The following is a 20,471-nucleotide window of genomic DNA, read 5'->3' as shown; positions in this document are numbered from 1 at the left end:
AGTTTTTCCTTCGCGTCACAATCAAAAAGCCCCAGCCGCTCTGGCTGGGGCTTTTTGATTGTGGACGTATACCGGCCCAGCAGGCGGCAAAAGCTCAGATCATCTGCAAAGGGGTGCTCAGGGCCGCCGCTTCAGGGGTCCACTGGGGCAATTCCTCCAGCGGCCGGCCCTGAGCGTCCACAATCTTGCCGTACAGCATATGTGGCGTGGCATGGTCAATCTTGACCTGATAGATGCCAGCGCCGTCAGCGCCCACCGCTTTGGGCACCACGGTGGGGTGCTGGCCGCGGGTGTGGCCTTCCAGGAAACCGGGGGTGTGGGCGTCGCCGCGGACCAGCACTTCCTGCACGGTGCCCACTTTGGCGGCGAACTTGCGCATGCTCCAGTCCTTCTGCTTGGCAATCAGGCGCTGCAGCCGCTCGGTCTTGACCTCGCGCGGCAGGTCGGTGAAGTGCTTGTAGCTGGGGGTGCCGGGGCGGGCCGAATAGATGAACATATAGGCACTGTCGTAGCCCACCTCGTCGTAGAGGTTCAGGGTCTGCTGGAAATCTTCCTCGGTTTCGCCGGGAAAGCCCACGATGATGTCGGTGTAGAGCACGGCATCGGGCATGTGCTTACGAATCTGGGCAATGTGGGTGAGGTACTTCTCGCGGTTGTACTCGCGGGCCATTCGCCGCAGCACCCGGTCGGAGCCGCTCTGCACCGGCAGGTGAATAAACTCGCACACAGCCGGGGTTTCCGCCATCGCCTGGGCCACGTCCTCGGTGAAATTCATGGGATGCGAGGTGGTGAACTTGATGCGCTCAATCCCGCTCTGCCCCACCAGCCGCAGCAGGTCGGCAAAGCTGGGGTAGCCGGCCAGGCGGGCGCCCTGGTCCACACCGTAAGCGTTCACGTTCTGGCCCAGCAGCGTCACTTCACGCACGCCGGCCGCCAGCTGCATATCCAGCTCGCGCAGGATGTCGTCGGGCGAGCGGCTGACCTGCGGGCCACGGGTGGTGGGCACGATGCAGTAGGTGCAGTGGTGGTCACAGCCACGCATGATGGTGAGGTGAGCCTGCAACTTGCCCTGCGGCGCCGGGGGAATATGCTCGTGAAGGTCGTCGCGGAAGTTCAGCGCCCAGAAACGCTCGTTGCTCTCCATCGCCTTGCCGATGTCCAGCAGGCTGCCGGGGCCCAGCAGAATATCCACCTCGAACTTGCGGGCAATCTGCTGGCCTTCTTCCAGCTGGGCCAGGCAACCCATCATGCCCACCACCAGCGGGCGGCGCTGCTTGGCCTTGCGCAGCTCGCCCAGCACGCTGCGGACCTTATCCACCGGCTTGCCGCGCACCGCGCAGGTGTTCAGCAGCACGAAATCGGCGCTGTCCATATCTTCAACCAGATCGGCGCCCAGGCTGACGAGCTGTGACTGCACCAGGTGGGTGTCGTACTCGTTCATCTGGCAGCCGTACGTAACGACATGTGCTTTCATCTTTTCTCCTCGGGGCTGACCGGATGGATTCCGGGGCCGCAGCTGGCCGGGGGCCCGGGCCTGGCTCATCTGGCCAGAGGCACCGGAGCCGGCAAGAGTCCTATCTTAGCGCCTGTGACTGCAAAACAGTCGGTACTTGCCCGCTGCCGCCACCTTTAGTTGCCAGAGAGGCTCAGAAGGTGCTGGCCGCAGGCAGCGATGCGGGCGCAGACGTGGGCACAGGCGTAGCCGGCTGGCCCTGCTCGCTGACCCGGTGCAGAGTCAGGTCAAAGTTCATCACCTGCTGCCCCAGCACCACCGTGCGCACCTGTCCCTGCAGCTGAGCGGTGCCGCCATTCAGGCTGAGGCTGGCGGTCAGATTGGCCGCGTGGCGGTTGCCTTTTTCAAACAACCGGGCACTCAGTGAACCGTCGCCCTCACCCACCGGAATAAATTCGCCGCTGAAGGTATAGCTCTTGTTGCTGCGCAGGTTGGTCAGTACGCCGGCCGCTTGCCCGTTTTTCTGCGAAACCGTCATCACCAGCCGGGCGGCCGATTCGCCGGTCAGACCCTTCAGCTGGCCCTCATAAGTCCCACTGTAGCGGGCTTCCAGAGGGGTATAAGGCGTCAGGCTACTGCCCAGCACGGTGCAGCCGCTGAGCAGCGCCGGGGCCAGAAGCAAGGCCGGCCATTTGCAGTTCATCATGCCCACACCCTAAAGCGCCGTACCTGACGGGGGATGAGACCCTGAGACCATTCCCACATTTGAGGATTCCTCACGTCTTTTAAACGCCCAGTCATTTAAGCGTCAGCTTGGCAGGGCATGATAGCGATATGAAAAAGATTGCATTGATGGCCCTGGGCCTGACCGGTGTGCTGGCAAGCTGTGGGGGAGCTGGCGTAAATGACAACTTACCTCCTACGACTAACTACACCTTGTCGCATGACGTGCGGATTGCCGGTACTGACAAAGTGATTACTTCTGGACATTATGTGATATGTGACGATCGTGAAACGAAAGTCACCACCAATGTGCAGTGGCTTCCTGGTACCCAATACTTAGAATTGTGGGCTCGCGGCACAGAGACTCGCAAAGAATTCAAGTTGGCCACCTATAAGGTCGCCAATATCAATCAGGGTGGGCAAGCGGCTATTCCCTTTACTTTCGGTAAAGATGTCTTGGCACCTCTGAGCATTGTGGTTAATCCAGCTCCTAACTTGCCTAATGTAAACGTTATTGGCTATACCAATTTAGGTATTCGAGCTGTTGATGCCTCCGGAAACACTGTAATGAACCCTGCTTACTCACAATACGTATTCCCTGTAATGCAAAGCTGCACAACGCTTTAAACCTTCAGCCTATAAAAAAGCCTCCTTCGCTGGGGGCTTTTTTTATGACTTTCCTATTTTACTGTGCGCCCAGCATCCGCAGCATGGGGCGCCACCAAGGAATCAGCAGCAGCAGCGGAATCCAGGCCAGCACCGTCCAGATCAGGGTATTGCGCCAGCGAGCGGCGTCGTTGGTTGCCAGCGGCGCGGCGGCGGGGGCCGGAGCCACAGTGCCGTCTGCACGGACGGCGGCCGGGGTGACTGGGGGCACGGCGCCGCGGGGAGGCTTGCTGGCGCGGTTGGCGAGGGTAGCGAATACAGCCGCAATCAGGGCCATGCCCAGGTGTTCCCAGCCAAAGCTCGAGCGGGGGCCATCCGGGAAAGGCGCCATACCGCTCATGCCCATCACCGCAAACAGAGCGATACCCAGCAACACCTGTACATGCAGGCTGCCCATAAAGGCCGAAAAGGGAGCGCGGGAGGTCATGGGGCCATGCGATTGCATGCCCATAAAGGCGTTGATCAGCGCCCAGAGCCCCGTCAGGAGCACCAGCCAGCGAATCCAGCTGTGGATGGTTAGCAAAACGGGATACACATTGTCCATGGCTACAGGCTAGTGGACAGTTCAGCAGGTTGTCTATTCATCCCATCCTGGGTAAAGGTTACATTTTGGACCGGGTGCAGAAATTTATATAAATGCGCTTCCAAAGCTGCTTTATGCTAATATCATTTCACTTTCATACTAAAGAGGAGGGAATATGGAGAGAAGATATGCAGCAATGGCCCTGGGTCTGACCGCAGCCTTGAGCGCGTGCGGAGGCTCACCCAGCAAGCCGGATCAGCCGACAGCCGAGATGATGACCCTGTCCGGGTCGGTGGCCGAGGGCCGCGCCCAGCAGGCGGTGGCCGGTGCTACCGTAACCGTCAAGGGGGGCGGCAGCGCCCAGACCGACGCCAGTGGTCACTTCACGGTCAGCGCACCCAAAGGGCTGGCCGAAGTCAACATCAGTAAGCCGGGATACGCCAGTACCCGCGTGGCAGGGCTAAACACAGCCGAAACCACCGAAATTGACGAAATCCTGCGGCCGGTGTTTGATCAGACGGCCACCACGGCAGCGCCGAGCATGAGCCTGAGTGTGCTGCGGGGTGACCCCGCCAACCCCAAAAACTGGGAACCGCTGAAGCCTGGGCAGCCTCTGGAGACTTACGGTGAGGACATCACCATCGGCGTTACCGTTCAGGCAGCCAGCCCGGAAACCAACACTTTCAAGACCGGCATCGCCACTCTGGAAGTGCCCGGCGGCACCAGCGGCTACCTGAATGCTGGCCTGACCCGCACCTTGTTCGGCAATCCGCGCGACGGCACCACTTCCTTTAGCTTCAAGGCTTCGGATCTGGCGCTTTATCAGGGCAAGGTGAACCTGCATGTGGTGGCCTACGACCTGAACAACAACAGAGTTCACCTGATTCAGCCGCTGAACGTGCTTTCGGCCAAGAACATCAAGCCGGCGGTGGCCCCCGAAAAGGTCAGCCCCTACGCGGTCACGTTTGCCGACAACCTGACTTTTGGTCCACAGAGCCTGCAGCCTGCCGCCCGCGAAGCCCTGATGGCGCAGCTGAGCGGCCTGCAAGCCGGCGTTCTGGGCCGTGAGGATCTGACGCCTCTGGCCGCGCCCGAAGGCGCTTCGCTGTGGGTGGATGTGCGCTTCAGCTATCCCAGCAAGGATCTGCCGCGCGCTTTCGAGCTGTGGCGGTCGTTTGACAACCTGAACTTTACCAAGGTGTTCTCGTCAGCACCAAAGCAGGTGGCCCAGGGCGGCGACCGGTTCATGATGCGCGATACCAGTCCGCAGCTGGCCGCCGGCCGGGAAGTGTTCTACAAGGTACGTGCCGTCAGTGATGCGGCAGACGGTGCAGCCGCCGAATCCGAAGCGGGCAGCACCACCCCGCTGAGCCGCTATAGCGTGCAGCTGGTCTCGCCAGCCCAGGCACAGACCGGCGTCAGCCTGACCCCCACCTTTACCTGGACCAGTCAGGGCGCCAGTGATGTCACCCGGAGCAGCGTTATCGTGCTGGACCGCGTGCAGGCTGAAGGCTACACCAGAGCCTGGACCAGCAAAAGCGTCGTGAACCAGCAAAGTGCGGTGTACAACTTCGACGGCGCAGCCAGCCAGCCGCAGCTGCAGCCCAACCACGCCTATGAATGGCAGCTGGCTTCAATCACCACCAATAAGGCTGGCAACGCCGTCGCTATCGCCGCTGATTACTTCAACGTATACGGCCTCTATGCCGCCAAATCAGGACCGGTGAACGAATTCGTGACCGGAGGAGGACAATGATGAATCACCGCCAGAGATTCGCTGGATTCCTGGGACTGTCGCTGCTGCTGGCCAGCTGCGGACAGCAACCGGCCGCCCACCAGCCGGCGCCCGCACCCGGCAAATCGGCCCCCGCCGTGCAGCCGGGCAGCGACCATGTCGGCCAGCAGCTGATTGTGGGCCTGGAGCCCGGCAGCGACGTGAACCAGGTTCTGAGCACGCTGAATGCCCGCCTGATTGACCAGAGCGGCCCGCTGAGTGCCATTCTGATCGAGGTGCCACAGGACTGGACCCTGGAAAAGGCCGCCAGCCTGCTGCGCTCGGTTCCGGGCGTCACCTACGCGGAACCCAACTACATCGCCACCAAGCCGGCCGAGCCGGAAAGTACGGCAACAAAGCCGCTGGGCGCGCAGAGCCTCTACGGCGGCATGAACGACCCTGAAATCGGCTACCAGTGGTTCCTGCGCAACATGAACGCCGCCGACGCCTGGAAAACCACCACCGGCAAAGGCATCCGCATCGGGGTGGCCGACGAGGATATTGACCGCCACCACCCTGACCTGGCGGCCAACATCGCTTACCCCGGCTATGACGCCCCCAACAAGGTCCTGATCACTCCCGAAACCCCCCACGACGGCGTGGGCCAGCACGGCACCTGGGTGTCCGGCACTGCCGCGGCGGTGGGCAACAACGGCATCGGCGGCGCGGGTGTGGCCCCGGGCGCCAGCATCGTGCCGATGACCATCACCCACAGCGGCACCGGCGCCTCCTACTGGGATTCGGCCAACGCTTTTGTCTGGGCCGTGACTGGCCCCGACGGCAAAGCCCCGGGCGAACAGGGCGACAGCGACACCCCGGCCGGCCACCACGGTTACGTGGACGTCGTGAACTATTCCTTTGGCGGCGACAACTACGCCCAGGTGCTGCGCGAAGGCATTCAGTACGTACTGCAGCACGGGGTGGTCTTCGTGACCTCGGCGGGCAACACCCCCACCACCGGCGCGTCCTCGGGAGCCTGGGTGCCCGGCGTCATCTCGGTGGCGGCCACCACGGCGACCGATACCCGCACTACTTTTTCCAACCGGGGCAGTCACCTCAGCGTAGCCGCGCCCGGTGAGAACATCTGGGTGACCGGCACCCGCAGCCGCATCAACGACCCCAGCAACAACGAATACGCCTACGTGAACGGCACCTCGTTCGCTGGCCCGGCCACAGCCGGTGCGGCCGCCCTGATTCTGGCCGCCGCCGCCGACAAGAACGCCGACGGCACGGTCGGCCGCGTGAACCTGACTCCGGCGCAGGTGCGCCACATTCTGGAAGACACCGCCTACAACCCCAGTGGCCGCTACAACACCGATCTGGGCTACGGCATCGTGCGGACCGACCGGGCTGTGCAGATGGCCCTGGACGACGCACCCCGCAAGGTGGTCAAGGGCGCCAGCCTGGACATGCGGTTCGTGGCGGCCGAGAACCCCAAAGTCGGTATTCCGCTGGTGGGCGTGACCATGAAAGGCTCGGAGCGCCGCCCGGATCAGCTGCTGTACGGGCAGTCGTCCTCGGGGGCTTTCGCATATCCCTCCGGACACGCCAGCTTCTACGAGATTGACGCCGGCCAGTACCAGCTGTTTGCCAGCGGGCCGCGCCCGATTCTGACCAATATCACCCCCGGCAGCAATGTGGCGCAGGTGCGCCTGAACCCCGGCGACACTGTTCACCTGGGCGAGCAAGGCACCGTGCGGCTGGACGTGCGGCTGCCGCGTGACGCCAACGAGCCCAACGATACGCTGGAACAGGCGCATGCCATCACTTACGGCGCGGCTGTCAACGCCGTGCTGAGTGAAGGCGACAAGGACTTCTACGCTTTCGAGGGCCGCGGCGGCGAGCAGGCCTTTATCGCCACCCAGACCACGCTGGGCGCACCCGACACGCGCCTGCGGGTGCTGGACGCCAGCGGCAAAGAACTGGCCAGCAACGCCAACTTCCGCGCCGACCTCAAAGATTCGGCGCTGACCTTCCGGGTGCCGGCAGACGGCCGCTACTTTATCGAAGTAACCGATCAGGCCAATGGCGGAGCGTTCAACAAGTACCTGCTGACGCTGACGCAGTGGCAGGGCACCGCGCCCGAACAGAACGAAGGCGGCAAGGTCGACAAAGATACTTTCAGCGGCGTGAACTGGAGCCGGGCCGTGAAGGCGGCCATGGGCCAGAGTTTTGACGCCACGGTTGATCCGGTCGGCGACATCGACGCTTTCCGGGTCAGCCTGAAGGCCGGTCAGCACCTGGTGGTGGACACCCTGAGCTACAAGAAGGGCGAGCCCGACCTGCTGCTGGGCCTGTTCGACGCCAATGGCAAGGTCCTGGCCACCAACGACGACTTCGTCGACCAAGATTCGCTGATCACTTTTGAAGTCCCCGCCGACGGCGATTACTATGTCGCGGCCAGTGGTTACGACGGCAAGGGCACAGGCAAGTACATCATCAGCTTTGCCGCAAGTCAGGACGCCGCCGAGTAAGGACTCTCCCCCGCGCCCCTCACACCTGAGAAAGCCCCGGCGACTCTCTGCCGGGGCCTTTTTCTTTTTATTGTTATTGCCGCGTCATTTCAGAGCAGAAGCTCAGGTCAGGCTCACAGCACGTCTTCGGCGGTGCCGCGCTTGCGCAGGTTGTTCTGGGTCTTGCGCCAGCGCAGCGCCTTGGTGATGACCGGAGCAGCGGCGTTGAGCGGCAGGTCGTAGGCAGGAAACCAGACCCGCTCTTCCGAGAACTTCAGCTTCATCTTGAACACGCCGTAAGAGTGCTTAGATTCGTCGAGTTCGCGGGGAATGCCCCAGAAGTCGAAGATGCGGTAGCCGTGAGCCTTGGCGTCCAGCAGGGCGTTCCAGTAGAAGGAATCGGGCGCCTTGGCGTCCTTGCGCGGCGAGCCGTCGGCGGTGGGGCGCTCGTCGCGCACGCTGCCGCCATAGAGGTAGCAGGTGGTGTCGCCCAGCGCCAGGAAGAAGCCGCCGGCCAGCGCGCGGCCCTCGTGCCGGGCCAGCACCAAATAACTCTCGCCGCCGTAGCGGTTGCCCTCACGCAGCATGGTTTCGTAGTAGGCACGGGGAAAAGAACCCAACTTGGCCCGCTCGTTGGTGGCGGTAAAGATTTCCCAGAAGCCCTCGAAGTCGGTGTCGCGGCCGGTAATCACGCCGCGCTTTTCAGCGGTGCGCACGTTGCGGCGCGCCATCGAGTGCAGGTCGGAGAACAGGTCTTTCTCGCTGGGGCCCAGGTGTTTGATGATGGTGTGTTCGGGCTGCTCGGTGGCGGCCCGCTCGAACGGACCGAAGGCCCCCGGAATGGGGTGGCTGTCGTCGTTGGCCGGAATCATCAGCGGGGGCTCGATCTTGAGCAGGGCGTCGGTGGGGCGGCGCACCGCCTGCACGGCCTGGCCGAAAGCGGGCAGCAGGTCAGTGTCCAGAATAGCTGGGCCACGCGGCGCGTACAGGGTGGAAAAGCCCGGCACCAGCCGCTTGCGGATCAGCTGCACCGCGCCCACCGTTTCCTCGCCGCGCCGCAGCAGGTAACGCTCGGGCTGCTGGCCCAGCACCCGCCGGGCCTCGCCGTAGCCCCAGCCCTGCAGGGGGCTGCTCAGAGGCATGGCGGCCACAACGTCGTTGTAAGCCTGGGGGTCGGTGGCAGGAATCAGCTGAATCGGGGTAGACACAGCGCCGATTCTAGCAGCGCAGGCATGGTTCAGGCGCCTGCCAGCCCGTCCCAGAACGCCTGCATGTCGGCCGGTAGCGGGTCGCGCAGCCGCACCTGGGCACCGTCCCAGGGAAAATGCAGGCTGGCGGCGTGCAGGGCCTGCCGGGCCATGCCCAGCCGGCGGGTCAGTTCCGGCGTCTGGCCGGTTTCGCGGAATTCCAGGAAAGCGTCCCGCTCGGGGCCATAGATTTTGTCGCCCACCAACGGCAGGCCCAGATGATACAGGTGCGCCCGAATCTGGTGCAGCCGGCCGGTGCGGGGCCGCGCTTCGATCAGGCTGTGGCCGGCGCGGCGTTCCAGCACCCGGAAAGCGGTAGCTGCCGGGCGGCCATCCGGCACCACCGCCTGACGCATGATGATCCGGTTGCCGCCGCCCAGGCCCAGCTCACCCAGCGGCGCGTCCAGTTCGCGCTCGTTCCAGGCCGGCTCGCCGCGCACGATGGCCTGGTAGGTCTTGGACACCAGGTGCTGCTTGAACAGCACGAAAAAGCGCCGCGCCGACTCCGGGTCGCGGCTGAGCAGCAGCAGGCCGGACGTCTCCCGGTCCAGCCGGTGGGGCGGCCCCAGTCCCGGCTCGCCGGTCTGCGCCTGCCAGTAACTGACCACGTCCGGGGCGCGGCTGCTGCCGTGTGACTGCACCGGATGGGTCAGCCACAGCGCCGGCTTGTGCAGGGCGTAAAAGTCGGGATGTTCCAGAATCAGGCGGGGCCGCGTCCCGGACGGGCCCGGCTCAGCCTCCACGGGCAAAGAGCTGTTCGGCCCCCAGGCGGCGCACCATGCCGCGCACCACCGCGCCCGCGTGCTGGGCCACCTGCGGGAAGAAGGTGGGGTAATCCACCCGGGCCTCGTGGTCGGCAGTGTCGCTGATGGCCCGGATCACCACGAAGGGCACCCCCGCTGCCGCGCAGACTTGCGCCACAGCCGCGCCTTCCATCTCGGCACAGTGGGCACCGTAAGCCTGCAGGCGGGCCGAGCCCTCGGCCGAGGCGATGAACTGGTCCCCGCTGGCAATACGGCCCTCGTACACCTGCACGGCGCTGACCGCTTCGGCGGCCGTCAGGGCCAGGTCACGCATATGCACGTCGGCCGCCCAGCTGGCCGGTTCACCGGGAATGGTGCCCAGGTCGTAGCCCAGCGGCGTCACGTCCACGTCGTGCTGAATCAGGTCGGTGCTGACCACCAGGTCGCCCACCTTCATGGCCGGGTGAACGCCGCCGGCCACGCCGGTAAAGATCACGCTGGTGGCGCCCTGGAGCAGCAGCACGGTGGCGGTCTTGGCCGCGTTGACCTTGCCGATTCCGCCCTGGGTCAGCATCACCGGCACGCCTTCGAGCTGGCCACGGTAAAGGGTCACGCCCAGCACCGTGTCCTCGGTCGCTTCTTCGAGCAGGTTTCGCAGCAGGCCGATCTCTTCGTCCATGGCGCCAATGATCGCTATCATGGCCCACAGTGTACCTGGGCCGGGAGGCCCCCGGCGCCGGGGCCTATGATGGGGTATGGCTTCCGATTCCCAGAGTCCCCACCGCTTCGACGCCCTGCACGCCGAAAACATCCGGCATCCCCTCAGCCTGAAATGGACGGCCTACCCCGCCGAAGCCCTGCCGCTGTGGGTGGCCGACATGGACCTGCCGGTGTCGGAGGAACTGCGCCTTGCCCTGGAAGAACGGCTGCGTGCCCCACTGGGCTACAGCCCCACCGGCAGCCCCGACAGCCGGCTGCGGCAGCTGCTGATTCGCCGTCTGGCCGAGCAGGGCGTGCCGGACCTGAGCGGCGAGGGAATCCGGCTGATGCCCTCGGTGGTACAGGGCCTCTACGCGGCGGTGGCCACATTCACGGCGCCCGGCGAAGGGGTGGTGGCGCTGACGCCCACCTACCCGCCCTTTCACATGGCGGTGCAGAATCAGGGCCGGGTGTGGCACAGCGCACCGCTGCTGGACGACGGCCAGAGCTGGCAGATTGACTGGGAAGCGCTGGAGCTGGCGCTGACCCCGGACACCCGGCTGCTGCTGCTGTGCCATCCCCATAACCCCACCGGCCGCGTCTGGACTGCCGAGGAGCTGACCCGGCTGGCCGAAGTGGCGCAGCGGCACGACCTGATCGTCTGTTCGGACGAGCTGCACGCCGACCTGCGCTACCCCGGCTCGCCCGAGTTCCGGTCCTTCGCCTCGCTGCCGGCGGCTGCCGACCGCACCCTGGTGCTGACCGGTCCCGGCAAAAGCTACAACATCGCCGGCATCGGTTCGGGAGCCATGATGAGCCGCACCCCGGAACTGCTGGCGCGGGTGCAGAGCGCCGTGGGCGGGTTGCTGGGACAGGTTTCGGCCTTTAACGTGAGCGCCTGGGAACTGGCCCTGACCCACGCTCAGCCCTGGCTGGCTGAGGTGCTGGCATACCTGCACGGCAACCGCGAACTGGTCAGCGAGTGGGCTGCCCGCGAACCGCTGGTGCGGTTTTACCCCCCCGAAGCCACCTACCTGGCCTGGCTGGACTTGCGGGCCCATCCCCAGGCCCAGCGAATGCAGGGTTACCTGATTAAGCAGGGCGTGGCCCTGAACGACGGCGCCACCTTTACCATCCCACAGGAAGCCGAGCTCTACCAGGGCTTTGTGCGGCTGAATTTCGCCACCTCGCGCCCAGTGCTGCGTGAGGCGCTGGAGCGGCTGAGCCGGGCGCTGGCCCAGTAACTCCCGGCTCCCGCAGCCGGGCAGAAGGTCAACAGGTACACTGGAGGGTGAAGAGCGCCCGGTCACCCGGCCGGCGGCGCTGTGCCCCACCTCTCCCCCACCATGTTCAGATTCCTGCCTCCCTTGCTGGCCGCCCTGGCCTTCAACCTGCCGGCCGCTGCGGCCGCGCAGACCGCTGTTCCTTCTCTTCCCTCCCTGGCAGCAAGCGAGCCTTCCCCGGCGATTCCGGCACAAGCGGCCGAGGCCTGGCACGGCACCATTGCCCAAAGAGGCCGGCAGGTGCCGGTGGGCCTGAACCTGCAAGGGGACAACCTGCAAGGGGACAGCGCCGAGCTGTGGCTGCCCGACCAGGGCATCCGGGGCGCGGCGGTGCGGGTCGTGAGCGACCCGGCCGGGGGGGCGTTCAGCGTTCAGCTGGAACACTGGCCGGGCCAGCCCCGGCTGCAACTGACCCGCAGCGGCACGGGCGCGGCCACCGTGCTGAGCGGCACCTTTCAGCAAGGCGGCTTCAGCTCGCCGCTGACACTCTGGCGCGGCGTGGTGACGCTACCGGCCCGGCCGCAGGAGCCACGCCCGCCACTGCCCTACCGCTCCCAGGAGGTCACGGTATGGGGCGCAGGGGCCACGGCGCTGCGCGGCACCCTGACCCTGCCGGCCGGGCCAGGGCCGTTTCCGGCGGCCTTGCTGCTCAGCGGCAGTGGCCCGCAGGACCGGGACTCCACCCTGCACGGCCACCGGCCTTTTCTGGTGCTGGCCGACCGGCTGACCCGACAGGGGTTTGCGGTGCTGCGGCTGGATGACCGCGGCACCGGGCGCTCGGGCGGCGACCTGTACAACTCACGCTACAGCGACCTGAGCGGCGACGCGCAGGCGGCAGTGGATTTTTTACGCGGGCTGCGTACCGTGCAGGCCGACCGGGTGGGCTTGATCGGGCATTCCGAAGGCGGCTGGGTGGCAGCCCAGGCTGCGCAGCGCCTCAGTCCGCCGCCGGCTTTTCTGGTGCTGCTGGGCAGCCCGGCGGTGCCGGGGAGCGAGTTGCTGGACCTGCAACTGCGGGCACAGCTTCAGGCACAGGGGCTGGGAGAGGCCGAGATTGAAGCGCGGGCGGCCGCCCAGGCCGAAGCGCTGGCCGGGCATCACGCCAGCCTGCTGACCGCGCCCCTACCCAGCAGCGAAATCGAGCAGGCTTGGCTGCACTCACGGGCGTTTGTGCAGTCACCCTATCTACAGGACTTTCTGGCCTATGACCCGCGCCCAGCACTGCGGGCGAACCGGGTACCCACCGTACCCACCCTGGCCGTCTTCGGGTCACATGACCTGCAGGTGCCTCCGGTGGCCGGCGCCGGCCCGCTGCGCAGGCTGCTGAGCGGCCCCCGCAGCGAGGTTCACGAGCTGAGCGGCCTCAACCACCTGCTGCAACCGGCCCGCAGCGGCCTGCCACAGGAATATGCCCAGATTCCCACCACGCTGGACCCGGCCGCCCTGGACCTGATCGGTCGCTGGTTGCAGCAGGCTGTGCGCTGAACCGCAATGCCATGCCGGGCGCCATACTTCCCGGGTGGCAGCCACGCCCACAGCTGGCCGCCCCTGAGCAGCTGCTGGAAAGGCTGGTGGGAAACGGTAGAATCTGGCACCTCTAAAAGGGGGCTGGGTGGGAAATGGTGGGCAAGCGGGGAAAAGGGTTGCTACACTGTCGGCAGCTGGGGCGCCCTGCCCCACCCGGCCTGGCTGAACTGGAGAAGACAGAAGACGTGCCTTACGGCGAATACCACTACAACCTTGACGACAAGGGCCGGCTGGTGCTGCCAGCGCCTTTTCGTGAGTTCGTGGAGGACGGTCTGATTCTGACCCGGGGAATGGAAGGGTGCCTGTATGTCTTTCCGCTGCCCGGGTGGCGCCGGGTGGAGCAGCAACTGGAAGGCCTGCCTATCACCGACGCCGGCTCAAGGGCGTTCGTGCGGTTCTTTTACTCAGGGGCCTTCAAGGGCCGGCTGGACGGACAGTCGCGCATCAGTGTGCCCCTCAGCCTGCGGCAGTTCGCCGCGCTGGACACCCAGGCCGTGGTGGTGGGCGCCCCGGGCCGGCTGGAACTCTGGAACCCGGAGCGCTGGCATGCCGCCATCGCCGGAACCTTCAGCGCCGGGGCCCTGCCCACAGGGCTACTACAGACCCTGACCGTTTGACTTTATGACCCTTCCTTTTCGCCCTCTTTCCCACCGGATGACCTCATGACCCAGGACCCCACAGCCCCCACCCCCCCCGCCGCTAACCCAGAAACCGCCACTCCGGCGCTCAGCCACCTGCCTGTCTTGCCCCAGGAAGTCCTGGAAGCGCTTCAGCCAGCGCCCGGACGCCTGATCGTGGACGGCACCCTGGGCGGCGCCGGCCACACCCGGCTGCTGCTGGAACGCGGCGCCGAGGTGATCGGTATTGACCAGGACCCTTACGCGCTGGAGCGGGTCCAGGCGGAAAACCTGCCGGGCCTGCGGACCCTGCGCGGCAACTTCCGCGATATGCCGGCGCTGCTGGCAGGGGCCGGCATTACGCAGGTGGACGGTATCCTGCTGGATATCGGGGTGAGTTCCTTTCAGCTGGACGACGCCGAGCGCGGATTTTCCTACCACAGCGAAGCGGCGCTGAATATGCGAATGAGTCAGAGTGGACCCAGCGCCGCCGACTTGGTCAACCGGCTGGAGGAAGCCGAGCTGGCCGCCCTGATTTACGAGTACGGCGAGGAAAAGCACTCGCGCCGGCTGGCCCGCGCCATCGTGGCGGCCCGGCAGAGCGCCCCGATTGAAACCACCACTGCCCTGGCCGACATCATCAAGCGGGCCTATCCGGGCTTTGCCAAAGGGATTCACCCGGCGCGGCGCACTTTTCAGGCCCTGCGAATTGCCGTGAACGACGAACTGGGCGCCCTGCGGGACGGCCTACAAGGCGCCGAGGCGCTGCTGGCCCCCGGCGGGCGCCTGGCCGTGATCTCCTTTCACTCGCTGGAAGACCGCATCGTCAAGCGCTTTTTGCTGGGCAGCTCGCGCCTGACCCCGCTGACCAAACGCCCCATCGTCGCCAGCGAGGAGGAACAGGCGGGCAACCCCCGCTCGCGCAGCGCCAAACTGCGGGTGGCTGAAGTGGCAGAGGCGCCGGCATGACGGCCCTCCCCGGGCCCGGCCAGAACCAAGGCCTCAGCGAAAGGGGCAGCGCTGAAAGTGCAGCTGCGGCGCCTCAGCCGGCCGCGCCGGCCCAAACGGCACAACCGGCCGCTGCACGGGCTCCGTCCCGCTGGCTGGACGAAACCCTGTGGCGCCGCTGGGCGCTGCGGCTGCTGAGCCTCTGGGTGCTGCTGGCCCTGCTGATGGTGGGGCTGCGGGTCAACACCGCCAGCATCCGTCCAGGGCTGCGCGACGCCATGACGGCCAAAGAGGACCTGGTCAAGCAGCGTGACGCCCTTTCTACCGAGGTGCAGTCGCTGGGCAGCGCCGGGCGAATTGCCCGCTGGGCCGAGGAAGCAGGGATGCTGCGCTTTGCCGACTCGCTCAAGCGCAGCACCGAGATTCAGGGGGTGCCCACGCCCAAAGCACCGGCCGCGCCGAGCGAAGCGCCGCTGCGGCTGAAGCTGCAATGGGGTCAGGGCGGTGGGGCGAATACGGACGCGGAGCCGGTCCCGGCAGCTGCGCCTTCAGCCACACCACAGCCCAGCCAGCCAGACCAGCCGGCCAGACCCGAACAGCCAGCCAATACTGAACAGCCGAGCGGCACCGAGCAGCCGGCGCAGTGAGCAGGGTCACCCTGCTGGCCTGTATACACGCCGGCCACCAAAGGAGAACACAAGCATGGAAGTAAAGATCCGGCAGCGGGCCCGGCTGCTCAAGACCATCGCCGCCCTGATTTTTCTGGGGCTGGCCTGGGGCTACGCTCAGCTGGAATGGTCCACCCCCAGCAGCCTCTCGCACTCGGTGGTGCAGGGCCGCGGCTCTATTCTGGCCGCCGACGGCACCGTGCTGGCCAGTTCGGTGGGCGGCGAGCGGCATTATCCGCAGGGCCCGCTGGCTGGGCAGGTGGTGGGCATGATGGGCACCCAAAAGGGCCTGGAAGGCATCGAAAATGCCTACAACCCGCAGCTTGAAAGTGGGCAAAACATCACCCTGACGCTGAATCCGCGCATCCAGGCGCAGGCCGAAGCTGCCCTGGCCCGGCGGATTCCCAAGTCGGGCGGGGACTCGGGCGCCGTGATTGTGCTGGAAACCCGGACCGGCCGCATTCTGGCCGACGCCAGCTATCCGCCGTTTGACCCCAACCACTGGCGCGACTACCAGCCCAGCGACTGGCGCAACCGGCCACTGCTGGACGTGTTTGAGCCGGGGTCGCCTATCAAGGGCCTGACGGTGGCCGCCGCGCTGAACGAGGGCGCGCTGACGCCCGAAACCGTATTCGACACCCCGATGCGGCGCTATGTGGGCGACAAATCTTCGGGCAGCACCATCGGAGACGCCGTGCAGCACCCGGCGAAGCTGACCACCACCGGCGTCCTGCGCTATTCCAGCAACGTGGGGATTTCGCATGTCGTGGAGCGGCTGCCCGGCACCAAACTGCGCGACTACCTGCTGGCTTACGGCTACGGCACCGACGTGGATCTGGGCCCGGTCCGCACCGAAACCGGCGTTCTTCAGAACGAGAACAAGTGGGATCCATTGGTCAGGACCACCAGCGGCTTCGGGCAGGGCATGAGCGGCACCACCCTGCAGCTGGCGGCCGCCTACAACGTGCTGGCCAACGACGGCCTGTACATTCCGCCCAAGCTGGTGGAAGGCAGCGAGTACGGGCAGCGGCGCGAGGTGCTGACCCACCCGCAGGCGCGGCAGATCAAGCCGATGCTGCAAACGGCGCTGGAAGGCATTCACCACGCCGCCGGCATCAACGGCTACAGCTGCGCCGGCAAGACCGGCACCGCCCAGATGGCCGGCGACGATGGCCGCTACATGAAAGGCCAGTACAACTCCACTTATGCCGGCTTCTGCCAGACGGTCGACCCCCGCATCACCATCGCGGTGATGGTGCACGGCGCCAAGGAGGCCAGCGGGGTGTACCAGGGCTCGACGCTGGCCGCCCCCATCTTCCAGGAGGTATCGGCAGGCATCATTTCGATGTGGGGCCTGCCGCCCGAGGAGCTGCCCGACGGCTATTCGGTGGGCAACCCGGCCGCGGTGCAGCGAGCGCAGGAGGAAGGTGGCAGCACAGCAGCTACCGCGACAGACAGCGCAGCTACCGAGGGCACAGCGGCAGAACCTGCGACCCCGGCAGAAAATGCGCCAGCAGCCCCCGCCAGCGACGGTGAGAACACAGCTCCAGCCGACACTGATGAGACTGTGCCCGCCACGGCCAGCGGTGCGGCCGGGGAGTGACCGCCGGCTGCTTCCGGACCTGGGCTCAGAGGTCCAGGGGCAGAGGTCCAGAGCCGGAAGTTCAGAGTAGCCCCCAGGCGGCGCAATGCCGTACACTGAAGCCGTGATTCTCTCTGCCCTACGGCATCCAGGACCCCGCGACTAGCCCTACCGCTCAGCCGCCGGGTCCCGCCTGTTTGTCAGGGCGGGATTTTTTTTATTCAGGTGCCTCTCAGGAACTGCACAGGAGCCAACCATGACCAGACCAGACATCCAAGAACCCCGGCCCGAACGCTATAACCCCCACGTCACCGAGAAAAAGTGGCAGGCCCGCTGGCAGGAAAGCGGCCTCTACACCTTCGACCCAAAGGCCGCTGGCGAGAAGCACTACGCGCTGACCATGTTTCCCTATCCCAGCGGAAACTTGCATATTGGGCACTGGTACGCCAACGTGGCGCCCGACGCCCACGCCCGCTGGATGCGGATGCGCGGCTACAACGTGCTGTTCCCGATGGCCTTCGACTCGTTTGGGCTGCCGGCCGAGAACGCCGCCATCAAACGCGGTATCAACCCGCGCACCTGGACCTACGACAACATCGCACACATGAAGGGCCAGTTCGGGCGAATGGGCACCATGATCGACTGGACCCGCAGTTTCGCCACCTCGGACCCGGAATACTACCGCTGGAACCAGTGGTTCTTTACCCAGTTCTTCAAGCGCGGCCTGGCCTACAAGAAAGGCGGCCTGGTCAACTGGTGCCCCAAGGACCAGACTGTGCTGGCCAACGAGCAGGTGGTGGGCGGCTGCTGCGAGCGCTGCGGCACCCCGGTGGAGCGGCGCAACCTCAGCCAGTGGTATCTGAAAATCACCGACTACGCCGAGCAGCTGCTGGACTTCAGCGCCACCGACATGCCCGAGCGCGTGCGGCTGATGCAGACCAACTGGATCGGCAAGTCGGTGGGTGCGGAAGTGACCTTCGGCACGCCGGCCGGCCCCGAAACCGTGTTCACCACCCGCCCCGACACGCTGATGGGCGCCAGCTTCATGGTGCTGGCCCCCGAGCATGCCAAGGTCAGCGAACTGACGACCGATGAGCAGCGGGCAGCGGTGGAAGCCTACGTGGCCGCTGCCGGCCGCAAGACCGACGTGGAACGCCAGCAGGAAGGCGAGAAAACCGGCGTCTGGACCGGCGCCTATGCCACCCACCCCATCAGCGGTGAGCAGCTGCCCATCTGGGTGGCCGATTACGTGCTGGTCACTTACGGCACCGGCTCGATCATGGCGGTGCCGGCGCACGACGAACGCGACTTCGCCTTTGCCAAGAAGTTCGGGCTGCCTATCCGCGAGGTGATCCGCCCTGAAGGCGGCGCTCCGCTGGACGTGGACGGCGACGAAGCCTACACCGGCGAAGGCGTCATCGTGAACTCCGGCGAGTTCGACGGCCTGCCCGGCGGCAAGGCCAGCATCGCGCAGGTGGTGGCCCGCTTGGAAGAGCTGGGCATTGCCCGCGCCAAGACCACCTACCGCCTGCGCGACTGGCTGGTGGGCCGCCAGCGCTACTGGGGCACGCCCATTCCCATCATTCACTGCGAGAAGTGTGGCCCGCAGCCGGTACCGGACGAGCAGCTGCCGGTGCGGTTGCCGGACGATGTGGAATTTACCCCCACCGGCCAGAGCCCGCTGAAACTGGACCGCGAGTGGGTGCAGACCACCTGCCCCAACTGCGGTGGCTCCGCCGAGCGCGATACCGACACCATGGATACCTTCGTGGATTCCAGCTGGTACATGTACCGTTACCTGTCGCCCGACTATGACGGCGGCCCCTTCGACCCGGCCCGTGAATTTCTGATGCCGGTGGACCTGTATACCGGCGGCATCGAACACGCCATTTTGCACCTGCTGTACAGCCGGTTCTGGACCAAGGTGATGCACGACATGGGCCTGACCGAGCGGACCGAGCCGTTTGCGCGGGTGCGCAACCAGGGCATGGTGCTGGGCGAAGACGGCGAGAAGATGTCCAAGTCGCGCGGCAACGTGGTGGACCCCGACGATCTGGTGGCCGAGTACGGCGCCGACACGGTCCGCACCTACCTGATGTTTATCGCGCCCTGGGAAATGGGCGGCCCCTGGGACCCGCAGGGCATCAACGGCCCCGCCAAGTGGCTGGGCCGGGTATGGACGCTGTTCTTCGGTGGTCAGCCGTCCGGCCCACATGAGAACATGACCGAAGCGGACCTGCGCTTTGCGGTGCATTCCACCCTCAAGAAGGTGGACGGCGACTTTGAGCGGATGAGCTTCAACACCATCATCGCCGCGCTGATGGAACTGACCAACGTGCTGGTCAAGGCCGGCCGCTCTGACCTGTACGGCACGCCCGCCTGGGAAGAAGCCCTGAACATCTTCAACCTGATGCTGGCGCCGGTCGTGCCGCACATCGCCGAGGAAGTCTGGCATGAGCGCGGCAGCCAGGAAAACAGTGATCAGAGAGGCAGCGTACACACCCAGCCCTGGCCGCAGGTGGACGAAACGGCGGCCGTGCGCGACACGGTGACCATCGGCGTGCAGGTGACCGGCAAGATGCGCGGCCAGATCGAGATCAGCCAGACGGCCAGCCAGGAAGACGCCCTGGCCGCCGCCAGCGCCGACGCCAACATCGCCAAGTTCTGGGAAGACAAGCAGATCGTCAAGGTGATCTATGTACCGGGCCGGATCCTGAATATCGTGGCGAAGTAACATCCGGGCAACCGCGCCGGTTCCCCTTCATGGGTGCCGGCGTTCTGTGTTGTTGGCCGGCCTTAAGGGCTTCTTCGCAAAAGTCCGGAATGGCGCTTGCCTCCTGATGCCGTCCCGGAAGCCGGGCTAGGGTGACGCCCGTATGCAACTGAAACCACAGGACGCTTCCCTGCCCACCATCGACGATCTTCAGGCCCTGCTGGTCGACCTCGACGGCACCCTGGTCGGTTCCAACGACGCCCACGCCCGCGCCTGGGTGCAGTCGCTGGCCGACCAGGGCATCGCCCGCGAGGAGAGCGAGGTGCGGCCCCTGATCGGCATGGGCGGCGACCAGCTGGTGCCCGAACTGACCGGCGAAAGTGACCAGAGCGAGCTGGGCAAGACGCTGACTCAGGGCTGGCAGGACCATTTCAAGCCGATGATCGCTGACCTGCCGGTGCTGCCGGGTGCCCGGGCTCTACTGGAATGGGCCCGGGAGCAGGGCCTACCGGTGGTGCTGGCCTCCAGTGGCGAGGACGAAATCGTGGACGCCTTACTGGACCACGCCGGCCTGAGCAACCTGATCAGCCAGCGGGTGCGGTCCGACGAGGCCGAAGCCAGCAAACCCGAACCCGATATTCTCCAGGCCGCGCTGGACAAGGCCGGCCTTCGCCCGGACCAGACGCTCTTTGTGGGTGACACCCGCTTCGACGCCGAAGCTGCAGCCAAGGCCGGCGTGCCGTGCGTGTTGCTGCGGGCCGGTGGCTCTCCCGACCTGGAAGGCGCCGCTTACGTGCTGGACGACGCCAATCTTCTGGTAGAGAAGCTGCGGGCCGCCGCTCAGAACTGACG

18 protein-coding genes are annotated in these 20,471 nt (G+C 65.7%); 12 read left to right on the top strand and 6 right to left on the bottom strand.

Going from position 1 to position 20,471, the window contains the following annotated elements; genetic code table 11:
* Positions 1-94 precede the first annotated feature (94 nt).
* Together miaB and OCI36_RS13415 are read right to left on the bottom strand one after the other, a co-directional pair.
* Entirely contained in the window at positions 95-1,474 is a 1,380-nt protein-coding gene (gene miaB / locus OCI36_RS04070; RefSeq protein ID WP_261663794.1) for a tRNA (N6-isopentenyl adenosine(37)-C2)-methylthiotransferase MiaB, read from the bottom strand.
* Positions 1,475-1,646: 172 nt separating this feature from the next.
* Positions 1,647-1,781, bottom strand: a complete 135-nt coding sequence (locus OCI36_RS13415) for a hypothetical protein (protein WP_409996715.1) — start codon at positions 1,779-1,781, stop codon at positions 1,647-1,649.
* A 19-nt stretch (positions 1,782-1,800) separates the two neighbouring features.
* Between OCI36_RS13415 and cas5 the strand changes: the two genes are divergently transcribed.
* Entirely contained in the window at positions 1,801-1,926 is a 126-nt protein-coding gene (cas5, locus tag OCI36_RS13410; protein WP_409996714.1) for a CRISPR-associated protein Cas5, read from the top strand.
* 361 nt (positions 1,927-2,287) lie between these two features.
* Positions 2,288-2,803 (top strand): hypothetical protein, encoded by a 516-nt coding sequence (locus OCI36_RS04060; protein ID WP_261663792.1) that lies wholly within the window; start codon positions 2,288-2,290, stop codon positions 2,801-2,803.
* Positions 2,804-2,861: 58 nt separating this feature from the next.
* Here the strand turns inward: OCI36_RS04060 and OCI36_RS04055 are convergent, their stop codons facing one another.
* A complete protein-coding gene (locus OCI36_RS04055; protein WP_261663791.1) occupies positions 2,862-3,386 on the bottom strand; it encodes a hypothetical protein in 525 nt (174 codons plus the stop codon).
* A 250-nt stretch (positions 3,387-3,636) separates the two neighbouring features.
* Here OCI36_RS04055 and OCI36_RS04050 point away from each other — a divergent pair, with 250 nt between their 5' ends.
* Both OCI36_RS04050 and OCI36_RS04045 read left to right on the top strand, forming a co-directional pair.
* Positions 3,637-5,121, top strand: coding sequence for a carboxypeptidase-like regulatory domain-containing protein (locus OCI36_RS04050; RefSeq protein WP_261663790.1), 1,485 nt, complete (start codon positions 3,637-3,639; stop codon positions 5,119-5,121).
* Complete coding sequence (locus tag OCI36_RS04045; protein ID WP_261663789.1) at positions 5,121-7,613, top strand: S8 family serine peptidase; 2,493 nt, start codon at positions 5,121-5,123, stop codon at positions 7,611-7,613. Before OCI36_RS04050 ends, OCI36_RS04045 begins: the two co-directional genes overlap by 1 nt.
* A gap of 113 nt (positions 7,614-7,726) precedes the next feature.
* On the opposite strand, the gene OCI36_RS04040 is transcribed toward OCI36_RS04045, so the two are convergent.
* From OCI36_RS04040 to OCI36_RS04030, 3 genes are read right to left on the bottom strand one after another with little or no spacing between them, the layout of a single operon-like run.
* On the bottom strand, positions 7,727-8,800 hold the full coding sequence (locus OCI36_RS04040) for a lipid II:glycine glycyltransferase FemX (protein WP_261663788.1): 1,074 nt from the start codon (positions 8,798-8,800) through the stop codon (positions 7,727-7,729).
* Between the two features lie 29 nt (positions 8,801-8,829).
* Positions 8,830-9,582 (bottom strand): RluA family pseudouridine synthase, encoded by a 753-nt coding sequence (locus OCI36_RS04035; protein ID WP_261664375.1) that lies wholly within the window; start codon positions 9,580-9,582, stop codon positions 8,830-8,832.
* Entirely contained in the window at positions 9,572-10,282 is a 711-nt protein-coding gene (locus tag OCI36_RS04030; RefSeq protein WP_261663787.1) for a 5'-methylthioadenosine/adenosylhomocysteine nucleosidase, read from the bottom strand. The genes OCI36_RS04035 and OCI36_RS04030 overlap by 11 nt, the downstream gene beginning before the upstream one ends.
* Before the next feature lie 55 nt (positions 10,283-10,337).
* Between OCI36_RS04030 and OCI36_RS04025 the strand changes: the two genes are divergently transcribed.
* From OCI36_RS04025 to OCI36_RS03990, 8 genes are all read left to right on the top strand, one after another.
* Complete coding sequence (locus tag OCI36_RS04025; RefSeq protein WP_261663786.1) at positions 10,338-11,525, top strand: MalY/PatB family protein; 1,188 nt, start codon at positions 10,338-10,340, stop codon at positions 11,523-11,525.
* A 102-nt stretch (positions 11,526-11,627) separates the two neighbouring features.
* Positions 11,628-13,049 carry an alpha/beta fold hydrolase gene (locus OCI36_RS04020; protein WP_261663785.1) on the top strand — a complete coding sequence of 474 codons (1,422 nt, stop codon included), beginning with the start codon at positions 11,628-11,630 and terminating at the stop codon, positions 13,047-13,049.
* A gap of 227 nt (positions 13,050-13,276) precedes the next feature.
* Positions 13,277-13,708, top strand: coding sequence for a division/cell wall cluster transcriptional repressor MraZ (mraZ, locus tag OCI36_RS04015; protein ID WP_261663784.1), 432 nt, complete (start codon positions 13,277-13,279; stop codon positions 13,706-13,708).
* 45 nt (positions 13,709-13,753) lie between these two features.
* Positions 13,754-14,677, top strand: a complete 924-nt coding sequence (gene rsmH, locus OCI36_RS04010) for a 16S rRNA (cytosine(1402)-N(4))-methyltransferase RsmH (protein ID WP_261663783.1) — start codon at positions 13,754-13,756, stop codon at positions 14,675-14,677.
* Positions 14,674-15,303, top strand: coding sequence for a hypothetical protein (locus tag OCI36_RS04005; RefSeq protein ID WP_261663782.1), 630 nt, complete (start codon positions 14,674-14,676; stop codon positions 15,301-15,303). Before rsmH ends, OCI36_RS04005 begins: the two co-directional genes overlap by 4 nt.
* A 55-nt stretch (positions 15,304-15,358) precedes the next feature.
* Positions 15,359-16,927, top strand: coding sequence for a penicillin-binding protein 2 (locus tag OCI36_RS04000; protein WP_315941242.1), 1,569 nt, complete (start codon positions 15,359-15,361; stop codon positions 16,925-16,927).
* Positions 16,928-17,162: 235 nt separating this feature from the next.
* On the top strand, positions 17,163-19,640 hold the full coding sequence (leuS, locus tag OCI36_RS03995; RefSeq protein ID WP_261663781.1) for a leucine--tRNA ligase: 2,478 nt from the start codon (positions 17,163-17,165) through the stop codon (positions 19,638-19,640).
* Between the two features lie 142 nt (positions 19,641-19,782).
* Complete coding sequence (locus OCI36_RS03990) at positions 19,783-20,469, top strand: HAD family hydrolase (RefSeq protein WP_261663780.1); 687 nt, start codon at positions 19,783-19,785, stop codon at positions 20,467-20,469.
* Positions 20,470-20,471 lie beyond the last annotated feature (2 nt).

Source organism: Deinococcus sp. Marseille-Q6407 (assembly GCF_946848805.1).
GTDB lineage: Bacteria > Deinococcota > Deinococci > Deinococcales > Deinococcaceae > Deinococcus.
The sequence above is the reverse complement of the archived record's forward strand: the minus strand, read 5'-3'. Positions and strand labels throughout refer to the sequence as shown.

Excerpts from the sequence above, each read along its gene's own strand:
- OCI36_RS04020 (WP_261663785.1), top strand. The coding sequence starts at position 11,628 with ATGTTCAGATTCCTGCCTCCCTTGCTGGCCGCCCTGGCCTTCAACCTG.
- miaB (WP_261663794.1), bottom strand. The coding sequence starts at position 1,474 with ATGAAAGCACATGTCGTTACGTACGGCTGCCAGATGAACGAGTACGAC.
- OCI36_RS04000 (WP_315941242.1), top strand. The coding sequence starts at position 15,359 with ATGGAAGTAAAGATCCGGCAGCGGGCCCGGCTGCTCAAGACCATCGCC.
- OCI36_RS04025 (WP_261663786.1), top strand. The coding sequence starts at position 10,338 with ATGGCTTCCGATTCCCAGAGTCCCCACCGCTTCGACGCCCTGCACGCC.
- OCI36_RS03990 (WP_261663780.1), top strand. The coding sequence starts at position 19,783 with ATGCAACTGAAACCACAGGACGCTTCCCTGCCCACCATCGACGATCTT.
- leuS (WP_261663781.1), top strand. The coding sequence starts at position 17,163 with ATGACCAGACCAGACATCCAAGAACCCCGGCCCGAACGCTATAACCCC.
- OCI36_RS04050 (WP_261663790.1), top strand. The coding sequence starts at position 3,637 with ATGATGACCCTGTCCGGGTCGGTGGCCGAGGGCCGCGCCCAGCAGGCG.
- rsmH (WP_261663783.1), top strand. The coding sequence starts at position 13,754 with ATGACCCAGGACCCCACAGCCCCCACCCCCCCCGCCGCTAACCCAGAA.
- OCI36_RS04005 (WP_261663782.1), top strand. The coding sequence starts at position 14,674 with ATGACGGCCCTCCCCGGGCCCGGCCAGAACCAAGGCCTCAGCGAAAGG.
- OCI36_RS04055 (WP_261663791.1), bottom strand. The coding sequence starts at position 3,386 with ATGGACAATGTGTATCCCGTTTTGCTAACCATCCACAGCTGGATTCGC.
- OCI36_RS04030 (WP_261663787.1), bottom strand. The coding sequence starts at position 10,282 with ATGATAGCGATCATTGGCGCCATGGACGAAGAGATCGGCCTGCTGCGA.
- OCI36_RS04045 (WP_261663789.1), top strand. The coding sequence starts at position 5,121 with ATGAATCACCGCCAGAGATTCGCTGGATTCCTGGGACTGTCGCTGCTG.
- OCI36_RS04060 (WP_261663792.1), top strand. The coding sequence starts at position 2,288 with ATGAAAAAGATTGCATTGATGGCCCTGGGCCTGACCGGTGTGCTGGCA.